13 protein-coding genes are annotated in these 16,814 nt (G+C 67.3%); 10 read left to right on the top strand and 3 right to left on the bottom strand.

The features are described 5' to 3' along the window. Positions 1-69: 69 nt before the first annotated feature. Positions 70-1,584 carry a threonine ammonia-lyase, biosynthetic gene (ilvA, locus tag ASF81_RS05635; protein ID WP_055806078.1) on the bottom strand — a complete coding sequence of 505 codons (1,515 nt, stop codon included), beginning with the start codon at positions 1,582-1,584 and terminating at the stop codon, positions 70-72. A 190-nt stretch (positions 1,585-1,774) separates the two neighbouring features. Here ilvA and nadA point away from each other — a divergent pair, with 190 nt between their 5' ends. The 4 genes from nadA to nadC are packed head-to-tail and all read left to right on the top strand — an operon-like array spanning position 1,775 to position 6,162. After that, on the top strand, positions 1,775-2,866 hold the full coding sequence (gene nadA, locus ASF81_RS05630) for a quinolinate synthase NadA (RefSeq protein WP_235559247.1): 1,092 nt from the start codon (positions 1,775-1,777) through the stop codon (positions 2,864-2,866). A gap of 58 nt (positions 2,867-2,924) precedes the next feature. Continuing rightward, positions 2,925-3,797, top strand: coding sequence for a metalloprotease (locus ASF81_RS05625; RefSeq protein ID WP_055806076.1), 873 nt, complete (start codon positions 2,925-2,927; stop codon positions 3,795-3,797). Next, positions 3,794-5,308 carry an L-aspartate oxidase gene (locus ASF81_RS05620; RefSeq protein ID WP_055806074.1) on the top strand — a complete coding sequence of 505 codons (1,515 nt, stop codon included), beginning with the start codon at positions 3,794-3,796 and terminating at the stop codon, positions 5,306-5,308. Before ASF81_RS05625 ends, ASF81_RS05620 begins: the two co-directional genes overlap by 4 nt. Next, positions 5,305-6,162 (top strand): carboxylating nicotinate-nucleotide diphosphorylase, encoded by an 858-nt coding sequence (gene nadC / locus ASF81_RS05615; protein WP_055806071.1) that lies wholly within the window; start codon positions 5,305-5,307, stop codon positions 6,160-6,162. Before ASF81_RS05620 ends, nadC begins: the two co-directional genes overlap by 4 nt. 21 nt (positions 6,163-6,183) lie before the next feature. On the opposite strand, the gene ASF81_RS05610 is transcribed toward nadC, so the two are convergent. Next, the gene (locus tag ASF81_RS05610) at positions 6,184-7,308 is read right to left on the bottom strand and encodes a cell wall hydrolase (RefSeq protein ID WP_082503467.1); all 1,125 of its coding nucleotides are present in this window, start codon (positions 7,306-7,308) and stop codon (positions 6,184-6,186) included. Between the two features lie 448 nt (positions 7,309-7,756). Here ASF81_RS05610 and ASF81_RS05605 point away from each other — a divergent pair, with 448 nt between their 5' ends. Together ASF81_RS05605 and ASF81_RS05600 are read left to right on the top strand one after the other, a co-directional pair. Then, complete coding sequence (locus ASF81_RS05605; protein WP_055806925.1) at positions 7,757-7,942, top strand: hypothetical protein; 186 nt, start codon at positions 7,757-7,759, stop codon at positions 7,940-7,942. Positions 7,943-8,188: 246 nt separating this feature from the next. After that, positions 8,189-8,545 (top strand): DUF6481 family protein, encoded by a 357-nt coding sequence (locus tag ASF81_RS05600; RefSeq protein ID WP_055752926.1) that lies wholly within the window; start codon positions 8,189-8,191, stop codon positions 8,543-8,545. Positions 8,546-8,623: 78 nt separating this feature from the next. Here the strand turns inward: ASF81_RS05600 and ASF81_RS05595 are convergent, their stop codons facing one another. Then, the gene (locus ASF81_RS05595) at positions 8,624-11,863 is read right to left on the bottom strand and encodes a PAS domain S-box protein (protein WP_235559246.1); all 3,240 of its coding nucleotides are present in this window, start codon (positions 11,861-11,863) and stop codon (positions 8,624-8,626) included. Between the two features lie 235 nt (positions 11,864-12,098). Between ASF81_RS05595 and ASF81_RS05590 the strand changes: the two genes are divergently transcribed. The 4 genes from ASF81_RS05590 (at position 12,099) to ASF81_RS05575 (ending at position 16,799) form a co-directional block, all read left to right on the top strand. After that, positions 12,099-13,280, top strand: coding sequence for a cell wall hydrolase (locus tag ASF81_RS05590; RefSeq protein ID WP_055806064.1), 1,182 nt, complete (start codon positions 12,099-12,101; stop codon positions 13,278-13,280). Positions 13,281-13,359: 79 nt separating this feature from the next. Next, positions 13,360-15,297, top strand: coding sequence for a PAS domain-containing protein (locus ASF81_RS05585; RefSeq protein WP_235559245.1), 1,938 nt, complete (start codon positions 13,360-13,362; stop codon positions 15,295-15,297). A gap of 63 nt (positions 15,298-15,360) precedes the next feature. Then, positions 15,361-15,768: a response regulator gene (locus tag ASF81_RS05580; protein WP_055806060.1), complete on the top strand. Its 408-nt coding sequence runs from the start codon at positions 15,361-15,363 to the stop codon at positions 15,766-15,768. Between the two features lie 71 nt (positions 15,769-15,839). Beyond that, complete coding sequence (locus ASF81_RS05575; RefSeq protein WP_156363162.1) at positions 15,840-16,799, top strand: aldo/keto reductase; 960 nt, start codon at positions 15,840-15,842, stop codon at positions 16,797-16,799. Positions 16,800-16,814: the final 15 nt, after the last annotated feature.

The raw sequence follows: 16,814 nt of genomic DNA, 5'->3' as shown, positions 1-16,814 counted from the left end.
GACGGGCTCCGTAGGCCCGCGCTTATGCGCCCCGTTCCCCAAACACCCCGTTAAGGCGGCGCTACGTAGTCATGCGCCGTCCAGAAACAGCCGGCACGCCGGATTGGCGGTCTCATCGACGTAAGGGTAGCCCAGATCGGCCAGGGCGGCGGTCAGTTGGCCCTGTTCCCGGGGCGGTACGCTGATGCCCGCCAGCACCCGGCCGACGTCGTCGCCGTGGTTGCGATAGTGAAACAGCGTCAGGGCCCAGGCGGGCTGGAGGCTGTTCAGGAACCGCAGGAAGGCGCCGGTGCGTTCGGGGAACTGGAAGCGCAGGATGCGTTCGTGGAGCAGGCCGACAGTGCGGCCGCCGACCATGTAGCGGACATGCAGCTTGGCGGTCTCATTGTCGCTCATGTCCTCGACGGCGTAGCCGCCCGAACGCAGGGCCGCGATCAGGTCGTCGCGCTCGTGCGGACCGTTTCGCAGGGCCACGCCGACGAAGATTTGCGCCTGCCCGTCGCCGGACCAGCGATAGTTGAACTCGGTGACCGAACGACCGTCCAGACTGTCCAGGAATCGACGGTAGTCGTCGCGGTCGTCCTTCATCGCCACGGCCAGCAGCGCCTCGGCGCCCTCTCCGATCTCGGCCCGTTCGGCGACGTGGCGCAACCGGTCGAAGTTCAGATTGGCGCCCGAGTTGATGGCGATCAGACTGCCGCTTCCGGGATGGGCGGCGGCCCAAGCCTTCAGCCCCGCCAATGCCACGGCGCCCGAGGGCTCGGCGATGGCGCGGCTGTCGTCGAAGATGTCCTTGATCGCGGCGCAGATGGCGTCGGTGTCCACCAACACGATCTCGTCCAGCAGATCCTTGCACAGCCGAAAGGTCTCGGTCCCGGCTCGACGCACGGCGACGCCGTCGGCGAACAGGCCGACCTCGTTCAGGGTCACCACCTCGCCGGCGTCGATGGCGGACTTCATCGTCGGGGCATCCACCGGCTCGACGCCGATGATCCGGGTCTCGGGTCGTAGGAATTTGACGATGGCGGCGACCCCGGCGGCCAGGCCCCCGCCGCCGATGGGCACGAAGATGGCTTCGATCGGGTCGGCGTGCTGACGGGCGATCTCGAGGCCCACCGTGCCTTGGCCCGCGATGACGTCGGGGTCGTCGAAGGGATGGATGAACGCCGCGCCGGTCCGGCTCTCCAGTTCACGGGCGTGGGCATAGGCTTCGTCGAAGCTGTCGCCGTGCAGAACCACCTCACCGCCCAGGGCGCGGACGGCCGAGACCTTGATGCCGGGTGTGGTGGTGGGCATGACGATGGTGGCGGGAATGTTGCGGCGTGCGGCCGCCAGGGCCACCCCCTGCGCATGATTGCCAGCCGATGCGCAGATGACGCCCCTGGACAGCTCGTCCTCCGACAGGCAGGCGATCTTGTTGTAGGCGCCGCGGATCTTGAACGAAAAGACCGGCTGCAAATCCTCGCGCTTGAGCAGAACAGGCCGTTCGAGCCGGGCTGAGAGACGGCGCAGCGGGTCGAGAGGCGTCTCCTCCGCCACGTCATAGACGCGGGCGGTAAGGATGCGGCGGATGGTGTCCTGCATGGAAATGTCGTGAATAGGCGCTTGGCGGCAAAGAAGTGGGCTGCCATCTAGGCGATATCCGCCCGCTTGGGAACGGTTTTTGCAAATCGCGGTCGTCGGTGACTTGCAGGAAGAGGTATGTATTTCCTCTTGCACAGCGCCCGCATCGGCCTACATTGCGCCTGCTTATGCTAAATGTGAGCATAAGGGTATGGAGATGATCATGGCTGACGGCGCCTTTGGTCTGACGAAAGAGATGGAGCGGGAAACCGCCGGGGTGTGGGCCAAGGTCAAGGACCACGTCACGCCGCTGGAATGGCCTGCGCAGGCGCGCCTGATCAGCGAGATCAACCGGCTGAAGCGCGAGCGCGACGCCGTGATCCTGGCCCACAACTATATGACGCCCGAGATCTTTCATGGGGTCGGCGACTACGTCGGCGACAGCCTGGGCCTGGCCAAGGAGGCCGCGCGGTCGGACGCGAAGGTGATCGTCCAAGCGGGCGTGCATTTCATGGCCGAGACATCGAAGATCCTGAGCCCGGAAAAGACCGTGCTGATCCCCGACCTGCGCGCGGGCTGTTCGCTGGCCTCGTCGATCACCGGCGCGGATGTGCGGCTGATCAAGCAGCGCTATCCGGGGCTGCCGGTCGTGACCTATGTGAACACCACCGCCGATGTGAAGGCCGAGACCGACATCTGCTGCACCAGCGCCAATGCTGTTCAAGTGGTCGAATGGGCGGCCAAGGAATGGGGCGTGGATCGGGTCATCCTGATCCCCGACGAATACCTGGCGCGCAATGTCGCGGCCCAGACGACGGTCGGGATCATCGCCTGGAAAGGCCGCTGCGAGGTGCATGAACGGTTCACGGTGGACGACATCGCCGAGATGCGCGCCGCCTATCCGGGCGCCGAGATCCTGGCCCACCCCGAATGCCCTGAGGACGTGCTGGCGGCGGCGGACTTCGCCGGCTCGACGGCGGCGATGACCGACTATGTCGAGGCGCGCCGGCCCAAACAGGTGGTGATGATCACCGAATGTTCGATGGCCTCGAACGTCGCCGGCGACGTGCCGGGCGTGCAGTTCATCGGCCCGTGCAACCTATGCCCGCACATGAAGCGGATCACGCTGCAGAACATCCGCGACTGCCTGCTGCACATGCAGTTCGAGGTGACGGTGCCGGCCGACATGATCGAACGTGGACGCCTAGCGGTGCAGCGAATGATCGACCTGCCGCCGCCCGCCATTCCCGCGCGCTACGACCTGGTCAAGGCGCGGCACCACGTCGATGTGGAGCTGATCTGAGCGTGACGCGGCGATCGGTCCCGGCGACGGGACGGTCGTCCGCGCCCATCTGGACGCCATGAGCAACACAGACACCACAGATCAGACGCCTGGCCGCATGCCCCGCCGCACGCCGGGACCTTGGGACGCCAAGCCCGAAACAACACCGGCCCGTGAAACAGCGCCGGCGCCGGCAGTCGAAGCGCCGGTCGAGAAGGACCAGAGCCTGGTCTGGGCGATACTGTCCACGGCGCTGATGGGCGGCTTCCTGTGGTGGATCACGGGCAGCGCCATCGTGGCGGGCGCAGTGCTGATCGGGCTGTTCGTCCATGAGGCGGGTCACGCCCTGGCGATGAACAAGCTCGGCATGGGGCCGGCCCGCATCTACATCATCCCCTTCCTGGGCGGCCTGGCCAAGGCGCGGCGTGAGCCGAAAAGCGAGTGGGACGGGGTTCTGGTGTCGTTGGCCGGACCGGCCTTCGGCCTTCTGGCGATGATCCCCTTCGTCGGGGTCTGGATGGTTCTAGGGCAGGGAGAGTGGCTGATGGGCGCCTTCTTCATCGCCATGCTCAATCTGGTGAACCTTGTGCCTGCGCCGCCTCTGGATGGATCCAAGGCTCTAGGCCCGGTGCTGACGCGTGTGCATCCGCGTCTGGAGCAGATCGTGCTGCTGGTGATCGGCGTGGCGGTGGTCTGGTGGGGGTTGACGACCGGGCGGTTCATTCTGGCCGCCTTTCTGGCTCTATCGGTGTTCAGCCATCTGAAGCGCGGCGTCTGGCGCGCGGCCTGGGGAACGCTGAGCTGGCCCGAGGCGGCCAAGAGCTTGGCGCTCTATCTGCTGACCCTGGCGGTGTGCGCGGCGGCGGCCGTCGGCGCCCTGATTCCGATGACCGGGGGCGATCCGTCCGGCGCGGTGCAGTTGGGCCTCAACTACTTGGGCTTTGGACGATGAACCGAACTCGGCATCACGGACCTCTGATCGTCGGGGCGGGGCTGGCGGGGCTGTCGGCTGCGCTTGAGGCGGCCAAGGCCGGCGCGAAGGTTCTCGTCGTGACGCCCGAGCCCTTGCTGAACGCCTGTTCGTCCGCCTGGGCGCAGGGCGGGATGGCGGCGGCGCTGACGGCGCCGGATTCGGCCGCATTGCACGCCAAGGATACGGAGGCGGCAGGCGCGGGTCTGGTCGAGCCGGTCGCGGCGCGCGCCCTGACCGACGCCGGGCGCGAGACGGTCGAGTGGCTGGCGGCCCTGGGCGCGCCGTTCGACCGGGATGCGGACGGCGGCTTCGTCGTCAGCCTGGAGGCGGCCCATTCCGTTCCCCGCGTGGCGCGGGTCGGCGGCGACGGCGCTGGTCGAGCCATCCTGTCGGCCGTCGTTGCGGCGGTGCGAGCTGAAAAGCTGATCGAGGTCTGGGACGACGCACGGCTGAAGGCCCTGTCGCAGGACGCCGACGGCCGAGTGGTCGGGGCGGTGGTGATGCCTGGCGACCGCCTGGTCGAGATCACGGCGACGGCGGTGGTGCTGGCCACAGGCGGGGCGGGCGGTCTGTTTGCGGCGACCACGACCCCGGCGGCGCTGAAGGGCGAGGGGATGGCGCTGGCCGCGCGCGCTGGCGCGGAAATCCTCGATCCGGAGTTCGTGCAATTCCACCCCACCGCCATCAACGTGGGACTGGACCCCGCGCCGCTGGCGACAGAGGCTTTGCGGGGGGAGGGCGCGCGGCTGATCGATGGTCAGGGGCGCTTTCTGTTGGGCGACGAGGCCGACGCCGATCTGAAGCCGCGCGACGTTGTGGCGCGCGCGGTTCATGCGGCGCGCGTGGACGGTCGCGGGGCCTTTCTGGATGCACGCACGGCGATCGGGGACGAGTTTCCCCATGCGTTTCCCGCCGTCTTCGCCGCCTGTCTGCGCGCCGGGCTGGACCCGCGCGTCAGCCCGATCCCGGTGATGGCGGCCTGCCACTATCACATGGGCGGGATCGCCGCCGACGCGGACGGCCGCACGACGGTTGCGGGCCTTTATGCGGTCGGAGAATGCGCGGCGACCGGCGTGCATGGCGCCAACCGGCTGGCGTCCAACTCCCTGCTGGAAGCGGCGGCCTTCGGTCGGCGCGCGGGCCGGTCGGCGGCCCAGGAAGTCGGCGGCGGCCGCCCCTTGGCGGCTAATATCTCGCCTGACCTGCCGGATCCGGCGATGGCCGAACTGCGGACCGCCATGACGGCGCATGCGGGCGTGGTGCGTGATGCGGAGGGACTACAGACCCTCATCTCCCTGATTGACCGACTGCAGAGCCAGCACGGGCCGGCGGCCGTCCTGTTGGCGGCGAGGCTCATCGCCCAGGCGGCTCTGGACCGGCGCGAGAGCCGGGGCGGGCACTACCGGTCGGACTATCCGCAGACGGATATGGCGGCGGTGCATACGCGGGTGCGGATCCCACACCCGGCGGCGTTGGAGGCGGCGGAATGAGACGACTTCCCGAGGTGCTGATTGAGCCTGTCGTGCGGCTGGCGCTGGCTGAGGACTTGGGTCGTGCCGGCGACATGACCGCCATGGCCTGCATCCCAGAGGATGCGCGGATGAAGGCGGCCTTTGCGGCAAGGAAGCTTGGCGTGCTGGCGGGCATCGACTGCGTGCGCCTGGCCGTGCTGGCCATGGACCCCAAAGCCTCGGTCGATTTGAGATTGCGAGACGGCGACGCCTTCGAGGCCGGCGCCGTGCTGGCGGTTGTCGAGGCCGACGCGCGGGCCTTCCTCTCGGCCGAGCGGACGGCGCTCAATCTGGTCGGACGGCTCAGCGGCGTGGCGACCTTGACGCGCACCCATGTCCAAACCGTCGCCGGGACCAAGGCGCGGATCGCGGATACGCGCAAGACCACGCCCGGGCTGCGCGCGCTGGAAAAGCACGCCGTGGCCTGCGGCGGCGGGATCAACCATCGCTTCGGTCTGGACGACGCCATCCTGATCAAAGACAACCACGTCGCTGTCTGTGGCGGCGTCGCCGAGGCGGTGCGGCGGGCCAAAGCCTTCGCCCCGCATTTGATGAAGGTCGAGGTTGAGGTCGATGGGCTGGATCAGCTGGACGCCGTATTGGCCCTGATCGACGAGGGTGCGGCGCCTGACGTCATCATGCTGGACAACTTCAGCCTCGACGACCTGCGCGCCGCCGTGGCGCGCGTCGCCGGGCGGATCGTGCTGGAGGCCTCGGGCGGGGTCGATCTGACGACGGTGCGCGGCATCGCCGAGACGGGCGTGGACGTCATCTCGGTCGGCGCCCTGACCCATTCGGCGCCCGTTTTGGATATCGGCCTGGACGCGCTCTGACGGCTTGCAGGCCTCCGCCGATCAAGCGGGGCTAGAGGCCGTTTCGGCGACGTCGGTCTTGGCCGAGGTTTCGTTCGACCGCGCGGGGCGAGAAGCCGGTTGTGGCGCGGCGGCGCGCGTGGCGGCGGGTGAAGGCGTCGTCGATTGGGCCGTCGGCGCGGGCAGGGCGCGACCTTCCTGCGCCAGCACCATCGAATAGGCGACCGCCTGTCCGGCCTGACGCGCAGTTTCGACCGGGTTGAGGCCGGCCTGGATCAGGCGCGGCTGGTCCGCCGGCGCCGCGCGACGGGCGGCGTAGGTGAAGGTACCGCCGGTGCTCGAACGGCCGCCGAAGCGATAGAACAGATGGCTGCCGACCTGGCTGACCTGCACCAGCGACGAACGCCAGCCCGGCGTCACGGCTGTGGTGTGGAAGTGGGTCGCATTGCCGACGCGCGAAAAGACCGACCCCGACATGGCGTTCGAGGCCACGGTCCTGGCGCGGTTCCAGGCGGCCTGGTTGACGCGGCCGCGCATCGCTCCGGAGCAGGTGAAGGAGAACTGGCAACCGGTGCTGCGCGCCGCGCCCTGGAAGACGACGCCGCAGACAGTCTTGGGGAAGGCGGGGTGGCGCACGCGGTTCAGGACGACCTGGGCCACGGCCTTCATGCCGTCGGCGCCCTCGCCACGAGCTTCATAATAGACGGCTTGGGTCAGGCAATCGAGATCGCGGCTGGCGTCCAGCGCGTTGGCCACGCGGAAGGCGGGCGCGGCGGTCGGTGCAGTCAGGCTGGCGCGGCGAAGGTTGGGATCGCCGGGCGCACGGAGTTGTTCGAGACGGGCGGCCAGCAGTTCGGCCTGGCGATCGCGCTGGGCCGAGCCCGCGCTGGTGTAGGGATCATGACGACGCGCAATGGTCAGGGCGCTGGCGTCGAGGCCGCCGGCGGCGGCGGCGAGCGCTTCTTCCGTGAAACCGGCGGCGGTGGCGCCCTGAATCCGTTCGGCCTGGGCGCGCAGCGTCGTCGCGCGCGCCGTCGTGCCGCCCAGATAGGCGCATCCGATCGCCAGTCCCAACAGACCGCCAAAGGCTGCAGCAGCCGTCATGGGCTTGATCTTGGCCACACGATCGGCGCGCAAAATGGCGCGCGTCTGCGAGGAATGCGACAACGAGGTAGTCCTGTTCAGCAGGGCGAGAAACGCGGCCCCCGGGGTAGTCTTGCCGGCGAGGCGACCCATTGCGGTCGCGGTCCAGCCTGCAAATTCCGGCGCTCGGCTCAGTGGCCCGGGCGTCGAGGACGGGCCTTTAGCCAGCCTTTTATGGCCTCAATGTGTTCGATTCGCAATCCGATGGTTAACGCATCGGATTCGGTAGGTATTTTTCAGTCGCGGCGACCCGTGTGGCTGCAAAACGGCAAAACTGGATAAATCTACAGGCCGAATACTGTATCCATCAACTGTTGAACTTGTTATGTCTAGATATGCTGCATCGCAGCAAACTAAATGCAGCGAACAAAGCTGTTTAGAATTGTGGCGGTGGTTGTCGGCGAAACTAGACCCCAAGGCAGGAACCGCTATGCCGCGTTCGCGTTCAAGCGTGGCCTTTGGAAAGAAGCCCATGACTAAAATGATCACCCTGACCGCAGCCGCTGCGGCTGCGCTCGCCCTGTCCGCCTGCGGCGCGACCATCGAACAGAAGGCCGCCAGCGGCGCTATCGCCGGCGCGGTCGTCGGCGGCCCGGTCGGCGCTGCCGTGGGCGGCGCAGCCGGGACGGCTGTCGGCCAAGCGCAAAAGCCGAACTAAGACCACCTCGGTCGACGCACGCTCTTATCGCCGCGCTTGCGATCAGGGCTGCCGCGCCTATCTGATCGAAGTGTTGCGGCCACGCCGCCGCGACGCTTCAAATGACGCATCAGGCCGATTTGCGGGCTGCGAACCTTGATTTTCGCGCGCTTATCGGCTTTGTGCGCCCCGCTTCGGGCCGTGCGTGGCGCAGCCTGACCCCCGACGACCGCCCTGGTCGCTCACAAGGAACCCTGACGCTTTCGCATGAAAGATCTGAAGACCGGATTCTCCGACCGCATTACCGCCCAGCAAGAGGCCAAGAAGGCCCTGCTCGCCAAATTCAAGCCCAAGGCCGCCGCGCCCGATCCCGAGTTCGAGCGTCTGGCTGAAAAGCGCGCCGCCGAAAAGGAAGCTCTGCGTCAGCAGCACGAACTAGCCAAGGCCGAGCAGCGTCGTGAAAAGGCTGAAAAGGAAGCCGCGCGTCTGGCCGCCGAACTCGCCGCCCAGGAAGAGATCGACGCGGAAAAGCGCGCCGACCGCAAGGCGCGCAAGCAGCTAACCAAGGAAGAGCAGAAGGCCAAGCGCGACGCGCGTTACGCCGCCCGCAAGGCCCGCCGCTAAATCCAGCTGCGGCTCCAAACAGATCGACGCGCCGCATCGCTGCGGCGCGTTTTTCTTTGGCCGTCGGGTTCTGCTTCGTTAGTTCGTCGTCGCGGCGCTGAGGCGTTCCAGCAGGGCGCGCAACTGGTCCGACGAATAGGGTTTGCGCAGCAGCGGCCAGACCGTGTCGGCCAGCACCGCATCCACGTCCTCGCCGACGTAGCCCGAGGTCAGGGCGATCCGCAGGTCCGGCCAGCGCGCCGCCGCCTCGCGCGCCAAATCGATGCCGCTCATGCCGCCGGGCATCACAACGTCGGTCAGCATCAGATCGAAGTCGTCGGCCTGAAGGAACTTCAGCGCATCGTCGCCCGTCTCGGCCCAGTCGACCTCCAGCCCGAAACCTTCCAGGATTTCGAGCGCGATGGCGGCGACGCCGGCGTCGTCCTCCACCAGCAACATCCGCCCGCCCTCGACCAAGGGGGCGCCATCGGCGGCGACCAGACTGGACGTCATCGCGGCGTCTTCCGCCGACAGCGGCGGCAGGAAGATGCAGATCTCGGCCCCGCGTCCCGGCTCGGAGATGATCTGGACGCCGCCGCCCGATTGGCGCGCGAACCCATAAACCTGGCTCAGCCCCAGGCCCGTCCCTTTGCCGACGCCCTTGGTGGTGAAGAAGGGTTCGAACACCCGGTCGCGGATGTCCGGCGACATGCCTTCGCCATTGTCGGCGACGCTGACGCAGACATAGTCGCCGGCCGCCAGCTCTGCGATCTGTCCGGCCTCGACCGTGCAGGCCCGCGTCTGCACGGTGATGCGGGCTTGGCGGCCCTTGGCCCCGGTCACATCGCCCAGGGCGTCGCGCGCATTCACGATCAGGTTCAGCAGCGCGGCTTCGAACTGGGCCGGATCGACATTGGCGGGCGCGCCGCCGCGTTTCAGCTTGACCTTGAAGTCCACGGCCTCGCCGACGGCCCGGCGCAGTAGCGGTTCACTCTCGCGGATCAGGGCGTTGAGATCGATCGGCTCGGGCCGCAGAGCCTGACGACGCGAAAAGGCCAGCAACTGATGCGTCAGGCTCTCGCCCCGTCGCGCCGCCGCCAACGCCGCCTCGCCCAGCTTCTTGCGCTTGGCTGCATCCTCGCTGCGCAGGATGATGTCTAGGGCCCCGATCACCACGGTCAGCAGATTGTTGAAGTCGTGTGCGACCCCGCCGGTCAGCCGCCCGACCGCCTCCATCCGCTGAGCATGGACCAGTTGCGCCTCGGCCTGGGCCTTTTCGATCAGGGCCTCGTCAACCCTTTCTTCCAGCAGTTCATTGATGCGTTTGAGGTCGTCTTCGGCCTGCTTGGCGTCGGTCACATCTAGACAGGCGCCAACATAGCCTTGGAAAAGGCCCGAGGCGTCAAAGCGCGGCACGCCTTCGGTTCGCAACCAGCGCGGACCGAGCGTCGGGTGGTTGATCCGCGTCAGCGCCTCGAATCGATCCCGGGCCTCGAAGGCGCGCATGAAGGCGGCGGCGAACACCCCTTCGTCGTCCGGGTGGATCAGGCGTCGCCAGCTATCGGGCAGATGCGCGTCCGCCTCGACGCCGAAGAAGGTGCGGTAGCGCCTGTTGGCGAACACCATCTGGGCGGCATCGTCGCTCATCCAGATCAGGGCGGGCGCGCTGTCGGCGACGGTGCGGAAGCGGTTCTCGGATTCCTCTAGGCGCGCCTGAGCCGTGCGCATGTCCGTCACGTCGAACGCCACGCCCACGAAGCCGACAACCTCCTGACCGGCCAGACGGGGACGGGAGAAGGACTTCAGCCAGCGCCATTCGCCGTCGTGACGGCGATAGCGCGCCTCCATCGAAAAGGGCTCGCGCGTCGCTTCCCCGTTAATCGATTCCGCCAGGACGCGCGCCTGATCCTCGGGATGCAGCGCGCTGCGCCAATCCAGGTTGAGGACGGTCTGATAGTCCGATCCGTGGAAATCGACATAGGCGCGGTTCACGAAAGCGCGTGTGCGATCCTGTTTGGTGACCCAGATCAGCACCGGCGCGGTGTCGGCGATGGCGCGGAACCGCTGTTCGCTCTCACGGGTCTCGTTTTCCGCGCGGGCGCGCTCGACCTCGGCCCAGGTGCGCGCCGCGACTTCTTCGACAAGGCTGACCTCAGCCTCGGTCCAGTCGCGCGGCGTCGCCGAATGGACATAGAGAAACGCGCGCAAACGTCCGGTCCGGATCAGCGGCGCGCGCACCAGAGCGCGGGTCTGGATGGCGTCGAAGGCGTCGGCAACCGCCGCCGTGCGAGGGTCTTCGCGCACATCTGAAATCTGGATGGTGCGGCCTTCGTTCAGGTCCGAGATCAGACCTTCGCCAAAGGCGTTCAGGCTGAACTGACCCTGAGCGCTTGCGACGCCGGCGGTCCAGTCGCGGCTCATGGAGACGACGCCCGCCGACTGATCGACCTCGCCATAGCCCACCCGCTCGACATCCAGCAGCGCGCCGAGCGTGCTTTCCACATCAGCCATGATGTCTTCGGGATCGGTCAGGTCGCGGAGCCGGTCGCTGAGGTCCAGCAGGAACGCCTGACGTCGCGCGGCGCGCGCCGCCGCATCCAGCGCCTCGCGGGTTTCAGTCACATCGAACGAAATGCCGGCATAGCCCACGAAGACGCCTTGCCCATCGAAGCGCGGCCGCACGACGGCCCGCATCCAGCGCCAGACGCCGTCTTGTCCCTGAACGCGCGCCTCCATCTGGAACGGCTTGCGATCAGCGGCGCCGGCCTTCTCGGCCGCCTTTACGGTCTCCAGATCGTCGGGGTGAACGGCCGTCTTCCAGCCGCCCTCGCGCAACGCCTCTATGTCGAGTCCATGCAGGGTGAAGACGGCGGCGTTGACGAACTCGAACTCGCCCTTGGCGTCCAGCAGCCAGATCGGCGAGGGGGCGGTATCGGCCAGTTCGCGGAACCGGGTCTCGCTTTCACTCAGCCGCGACAGGGCCTTGCGGAGCGACGCCCCCACCGCCGCGATGAACAGGCCGACGAGAACGAAGTTCCAGGTCGCCGCACCACCGATGGCGTCAAGCACGCCATCCCGGCCGGTCGCCGTCAGCGCGACGATCGCCCAGCCGCCGCCGGTGCACACCGCCAGCGCTGTCAAGGCTCCGGTCCAGCCGGCCGCCAGAGCCGCCAGGGTCACCGCCGGCAACAGGATGGTGAAGCCGGTCACCTCGCCATACAGCGGCGACGCCGCCGCACGGATCGCCAAACCCGCGAGGGCGACGCCGATCCCGATCAAAAGGCGATGCGTCGGCGAGGCCGTCGACAGGCGCGCCAGGCCGATCAGCCAGCGATCCATGACCGCGATCCGCCGTTTCGATCCGCCTGCGCTCATATCGTCGGTTCGCCCCACCAGCGACGCGTTTGCCTCGCTGGAACATAGTTTTACACCTTGCGTTTGGGGCGACCACCCCTGACGCGCAGGGGGTTTGATAACGGCGGTCGTCGTGACGCCGGAAAATGGCCTATAAGTCGGACTAGACGCGCGATCTCAGCGAAAGGCCGGTGCGCCGATCGCGGCTATTGGACCCTGAATGACCCGGTTGCCCTGGAAGACGATGTGGAAGGCGCTGCGGCGTTCGGCGGCGGCCTTGCCCGCAGCCGGCGCGGTGCTGGGCGTCGCCATGGCGGCGGGGTCCAGCGTGCGGCCCGATATGGATCGGACGGCCGAGGCGGTTTCGCGCATCACCGGCGGCGACCTCGGCGCGGGCGGGCTGGCTGCGATCAAGGGGCGACTGACGCCGTCACAGCTGGCCGTCGCCATGCGACATGATCCCAACCTTCTGCAGCCGGCTCTCTACGGGCTGACGCCGGGCTGGGAGAGCTTGACGCTGGCCGGCAAGCCAGGTCTGGAATCGGGCAAGAGCGGCCTTGAGGCCCAACGTCTGAACGCGGCCATGGCGCCCGCGTCCGGCGCTCTGCGTCCCGCGTTGCCGTTCGTGTTCAAGGGCAGCGCCGAAGATCGCAGGCGGGCTTTGCGCTGCCTGACCCAGGCGGTCTATTACGAGGCGGCGTTGGAGCCGGACAACGGCCAGGCGGGCGTGGCGCAGGTGGTCCTGAACCGCGTGCGCGATCCAAACTACGCCAACACCGTCTGCGGTGTTGTGTTCGAAGGCGCCGAACGCGTCACGGGCTGTCAGTTCAGCTTCACCTGCGACGGCTCGCTGGGCCAGGCGCCGGTCGGCTGGGCTTGGGAGCGGGCGCGCAAGGTGGCGGAGCGCGCGCTGAACGGCGCCGTGGCTCAGGAGGTCGGCACCGCCACACACTATCACGCCGACTATGTGCATCCCTGGTGGGCGCCGACGGTGGCCAAGGTGACGCAGATCGGCGCTCACATCTTCTATCGTTGGAAGGGCGTCTATGGCGAAACAGCCGCCTTCCGCAAAACCTACAGTGGGCGCGAGCCAGCGATCGATGAGGCGCGTTTCTCGCGTCGGCGCATGATGATCGCCGCCGGCTCTGCAACCGGCGGCGCCGATCCCGACGCTCCGCTGAAAGACGCGCCGTTGAAGACGGTCGAGATCGATGGTCAGCAGCGGGTCGTCGGCGTGGTCAGCCTGGGCGGTCGGCGCCTGCCAACGCGTGACGAGGTTGCGGCCATCAACGCGCGCCTGAACGCTCTGGAGCGGCCCGCATCGTCCGCCAAATCGGCCGACCCGGCGCCCACAGGCGTCACGACGATGGACGTGGAGGAAGTCGGTCGCCCCGCGAACTGACATCCTGCATTGCAACGCTTCGCCACTCCGAGCATTGATGTCGATGGCCGGACCTGACCGGCCCAGCGAGGACGCCTGCTTGACCCACCCCGAAGTCGATTGTCCGAGGTGGGACGACGCCGACCGTCTGAAGGCCCTGACAAGCTACGGCGTACTGGACACGACGCCCGAAGGGTCGTTCGATGATCTGGCGTCGCTCGCCGCGCGCATCTGTGAAGCGCCGATGGCCGCCGTCAGTCTGGTCGATTCCCAGCGTCAGTGGTTCAAGTCCGAGGTCGGTCTGGGCGTGCGCGAGACGCCGCGGCCGCTGTCGTTCTGCGCTCACGCCATGCTGGGCGACGACGTCATGGTCATCCCCGACGCGATGCAGGATGACCGCTTCATCGACAATGACCTGGTGACGGGTGCGCCGCACATCCGCTTCTATGCCGGCTATCCGCTGAGGACGCCCGACGGCGTGCCGCTGGGCGCCCTGTGCGTGCTGGACGACACGCCGCGCCCGCAAGGTCTGACCGAGCTTCAGCTGATGGCGCTCAAGACCCTGGCGCAACAGGTGATGACGCAACTGGAGCTGCGTCGCGCCTTGTTGGACCGGGACCTCAGCGACCGCACCGCGCGGTTGGCGATGGAGGCCTCAGCCTATGTGGGGGCCTGGGACTGGGACATTCCAGAGAACCGCGTGATCGCCGACGAACGCTTTGCGCGGATGTATGGCGTGGATCCCGAAGCGGCGCGCGAGGGCGCGGCCATCGAGGTTTTCACCTCCAGCGTCCATCCCGACGACGCCCAACGCGTCACCGACGAGATCGACCGGGCAATGACGGGCGACGGCGCTTTCGTCAGCGAGTATCGTCTGGGCCAGGGTGATGACGTGCGTTGGATTCTGGCGCGCGGGCAGGTCTATTTCGACGGGGAGGGCAAGCCGATCCGCTTCCCCGGCGTCGCGGTGGACATCACCGAACGCAAGACCATCGAGACGGACCTCGCCGAAACCGCCGTGGCCCTGAGCGAAAGCGAGAGTCGGTTTCGGGTGTTGGCTGACGCCATGCCGCAGATGGTGTGGTCCACCCTGCCGGACGGTTTTCACGACTACTACAATGCGCGCTGGTACGAATTCACGGGCGTGCCCCTGGGCTCGACGGATGGCGAGGGCTGGAACGACATGTTCCATGCCGACGACCGCGAACGGGCGTGGACCGTGTGGCGCAACTCGCTGGAAACCGGCGAGCCCTATGAGATCGAATACCGGCTGAAGCATCACAGCGGCGTCTATCGCTGGACCTTGGGCCGCGCTGTGGCGATCCGCGACGAGGCGGGCGAAATCACCCGCTGGTTCGGCACCCTGACCGATATCGACGAGTTGAAGCGGCTAGAGCAAGGCCGCGAGCTGGTCAGCCAGGAGCTGAGCCACCGGATCAAGAACATCTTCGCCGTCGTCACCGCCCTGGTCGCCCTGTCGGCGCGCCAGTATCCAGAGGCCAAGGCGTTTTCGGCCTCGCTGCGCACACGCATCGCCGCCCTAGCCCGGGCGCATGAGTTCGTGCGGCCGCACACCGAGACGTCCAAGACCACGATCGGGGCGACAACCCTGCATTCCTTCCTGTCCGATCTGTTCAAGGCCTATGCGGACGAGACGGGTGGGGCGCGCGTCGTCATTCAGGGTGAGGACGCCGTCTTCGACGATCAAGCGGCGACCTCAGTGGCCTTGCTGTTCCACGAACTGGCGACCAACGCCGCCAAATACGGCGCGCTTTCCGAGCGTGGGGGCGTCGTGACGCTCGACACAGAACGAAAGGAGGATCGCTTCGTCCTGACCTGGTCGGAAACGGGCGGTCCGGCCATCCAGGGCATGCCGCAACGCACCGGCTTCGGTTCGTCCCTGGCCAGCCTGTCGGTTGAGGGACAGCTCGGCGGGCGTCTGTCGCGCGAATGGCGGCCAGAGGGGCTCCAGGTCATCGTGGACCTGCCGGCGACGGCTCTGTCCCGACGCCGCGCGGCAGGCAGTTATTCAAATTAGTCTTCTATTGAAACCTATCCCTCACACTGACGTTACGTACGCTCCCGAGCACTGATTGAACCCATGACTGCGCGTATCCTCATCATCGAAGACGAAGCTCTCGTTGCGATGGAGCTCAGGTTCGTCCTGGAGGACCTCGGCCACGAGGTTCTGGGCGTCGCCGCGACCGCACAGGCCGCGCGCGATCTGGTGCGCGAGAACGATGTCGATCTGGCGCTTGTCGATATCCATCTGTCCGATGGCCCCACGGGGATCAACCTGGGTCGCGAACTGGGTCAGGATATGGGCGTCTCCGTCCTGTTCATGACGGCGAACCCCGGCATGGTGCGAGACGGCGTCGCCGGCACCATCGGCGTCTTGTCCAAACCGACAGACGAACATGCGGTGCAAACGGCTGTGGATTACGCCCTGCGTCGTCGCCAGGGGCAGCCGGTCGATTACGCGCCGCCGGGTCTTCAACTGTTCGCCTGACCGCCGCCGAGGCGGTTGCGGTCGCCGCGATGCGGCATATGTCGAGGGCTCCCCAAAAGGAGACCTCCCCCATGACGACCCTGACCAAACGCAAGCTCGGCTCCAGCGACCTGGACATCGCCCCCCTGGTGTTCGGCGGCAACGTCTTCGGCTGGACGGCGGACGAGGCGACCTCCTTCGCCCTGCTGGACGCCTTCGTCGACGCCGGCTTTGACGCCATCGACACCGCTGACGCCTATTCGCGCTGGGTTCCGGGCCATTCCGGCGGCGAAAGCGAGACGATCATCGGCAAGTGGCTGAAGGCGCGCGGCCGGCGCGACGACGTCAAAATCCTGACCAAGGTCGGATCGGATATGGGGCAGGGCCACAACGACCTGTCGCCGGCCTGGATCGAGAAGGCTGTGGAGGCGTCGCTGCGCCGGCTCCAGACCGACTATATCGACCTGTATCAAACTCACTGGCCCGATCCGAAGACACCGCAGGACGAGACGCTGCGCGCGCTGGATAAGCTCGTGCAGGCCGGCAAGGTGCGCGCCATCGGCACGTCCAATCATTCGGCCGAACAGGTGTCCGAAGCTCTAGACATCTCGCAACGTGAGGGTCTGGCCGCCTATGCGACGATCCAGCCGCACTACAACCTCTACAGCCGCGACACCTTCGAGGGCGGGTTGCAGGACCTGGCCGTCAAGAAGGGGCTGGGCGTCATCACCTATTTCAGCCTGGAGAGCGGCTTCCTGACCGGCAAATACAAGACCGTCGATCAGATCGCCGGGACCAAGCGCGAGGGGATGCTGAAGGACAAGTTCGACGAGCGCGGCGTGCGTATCCTGGCGGTTCTGGACGCCGTGGCCCAGAAGAATGAGGCCACCTCCGCCCAGGTCGCCCTGGCCTGGCTGCTGGCCCAGCCGGGCGTGACGGCCCCGATTGTCAGCGCCACCTCGACCGACCAACTGGCCGACACGCTGAAGGCGGCGACACTGACGCTATCGGACGAGGATCTGGCAGAACTGACGGAGGCCTCGGCCTACTGATCGCGCAGGATCAAG

The sequence above is a fragment of the Brevundimonas sp. Leaf168 genome (genome assembly GCF_001423685.1).
GTDB lineage: Bacteria > Pseudomonadota > Alphaproteobacteria > Caulobacterales > Caulobacteraceae > Brevundimonas > Brevundimonas vesicularis_C.
Note: the sequence above shows the minus strand (reverse complement) of the source record. Positions and strands in the feature narration are given on the sequence as shown.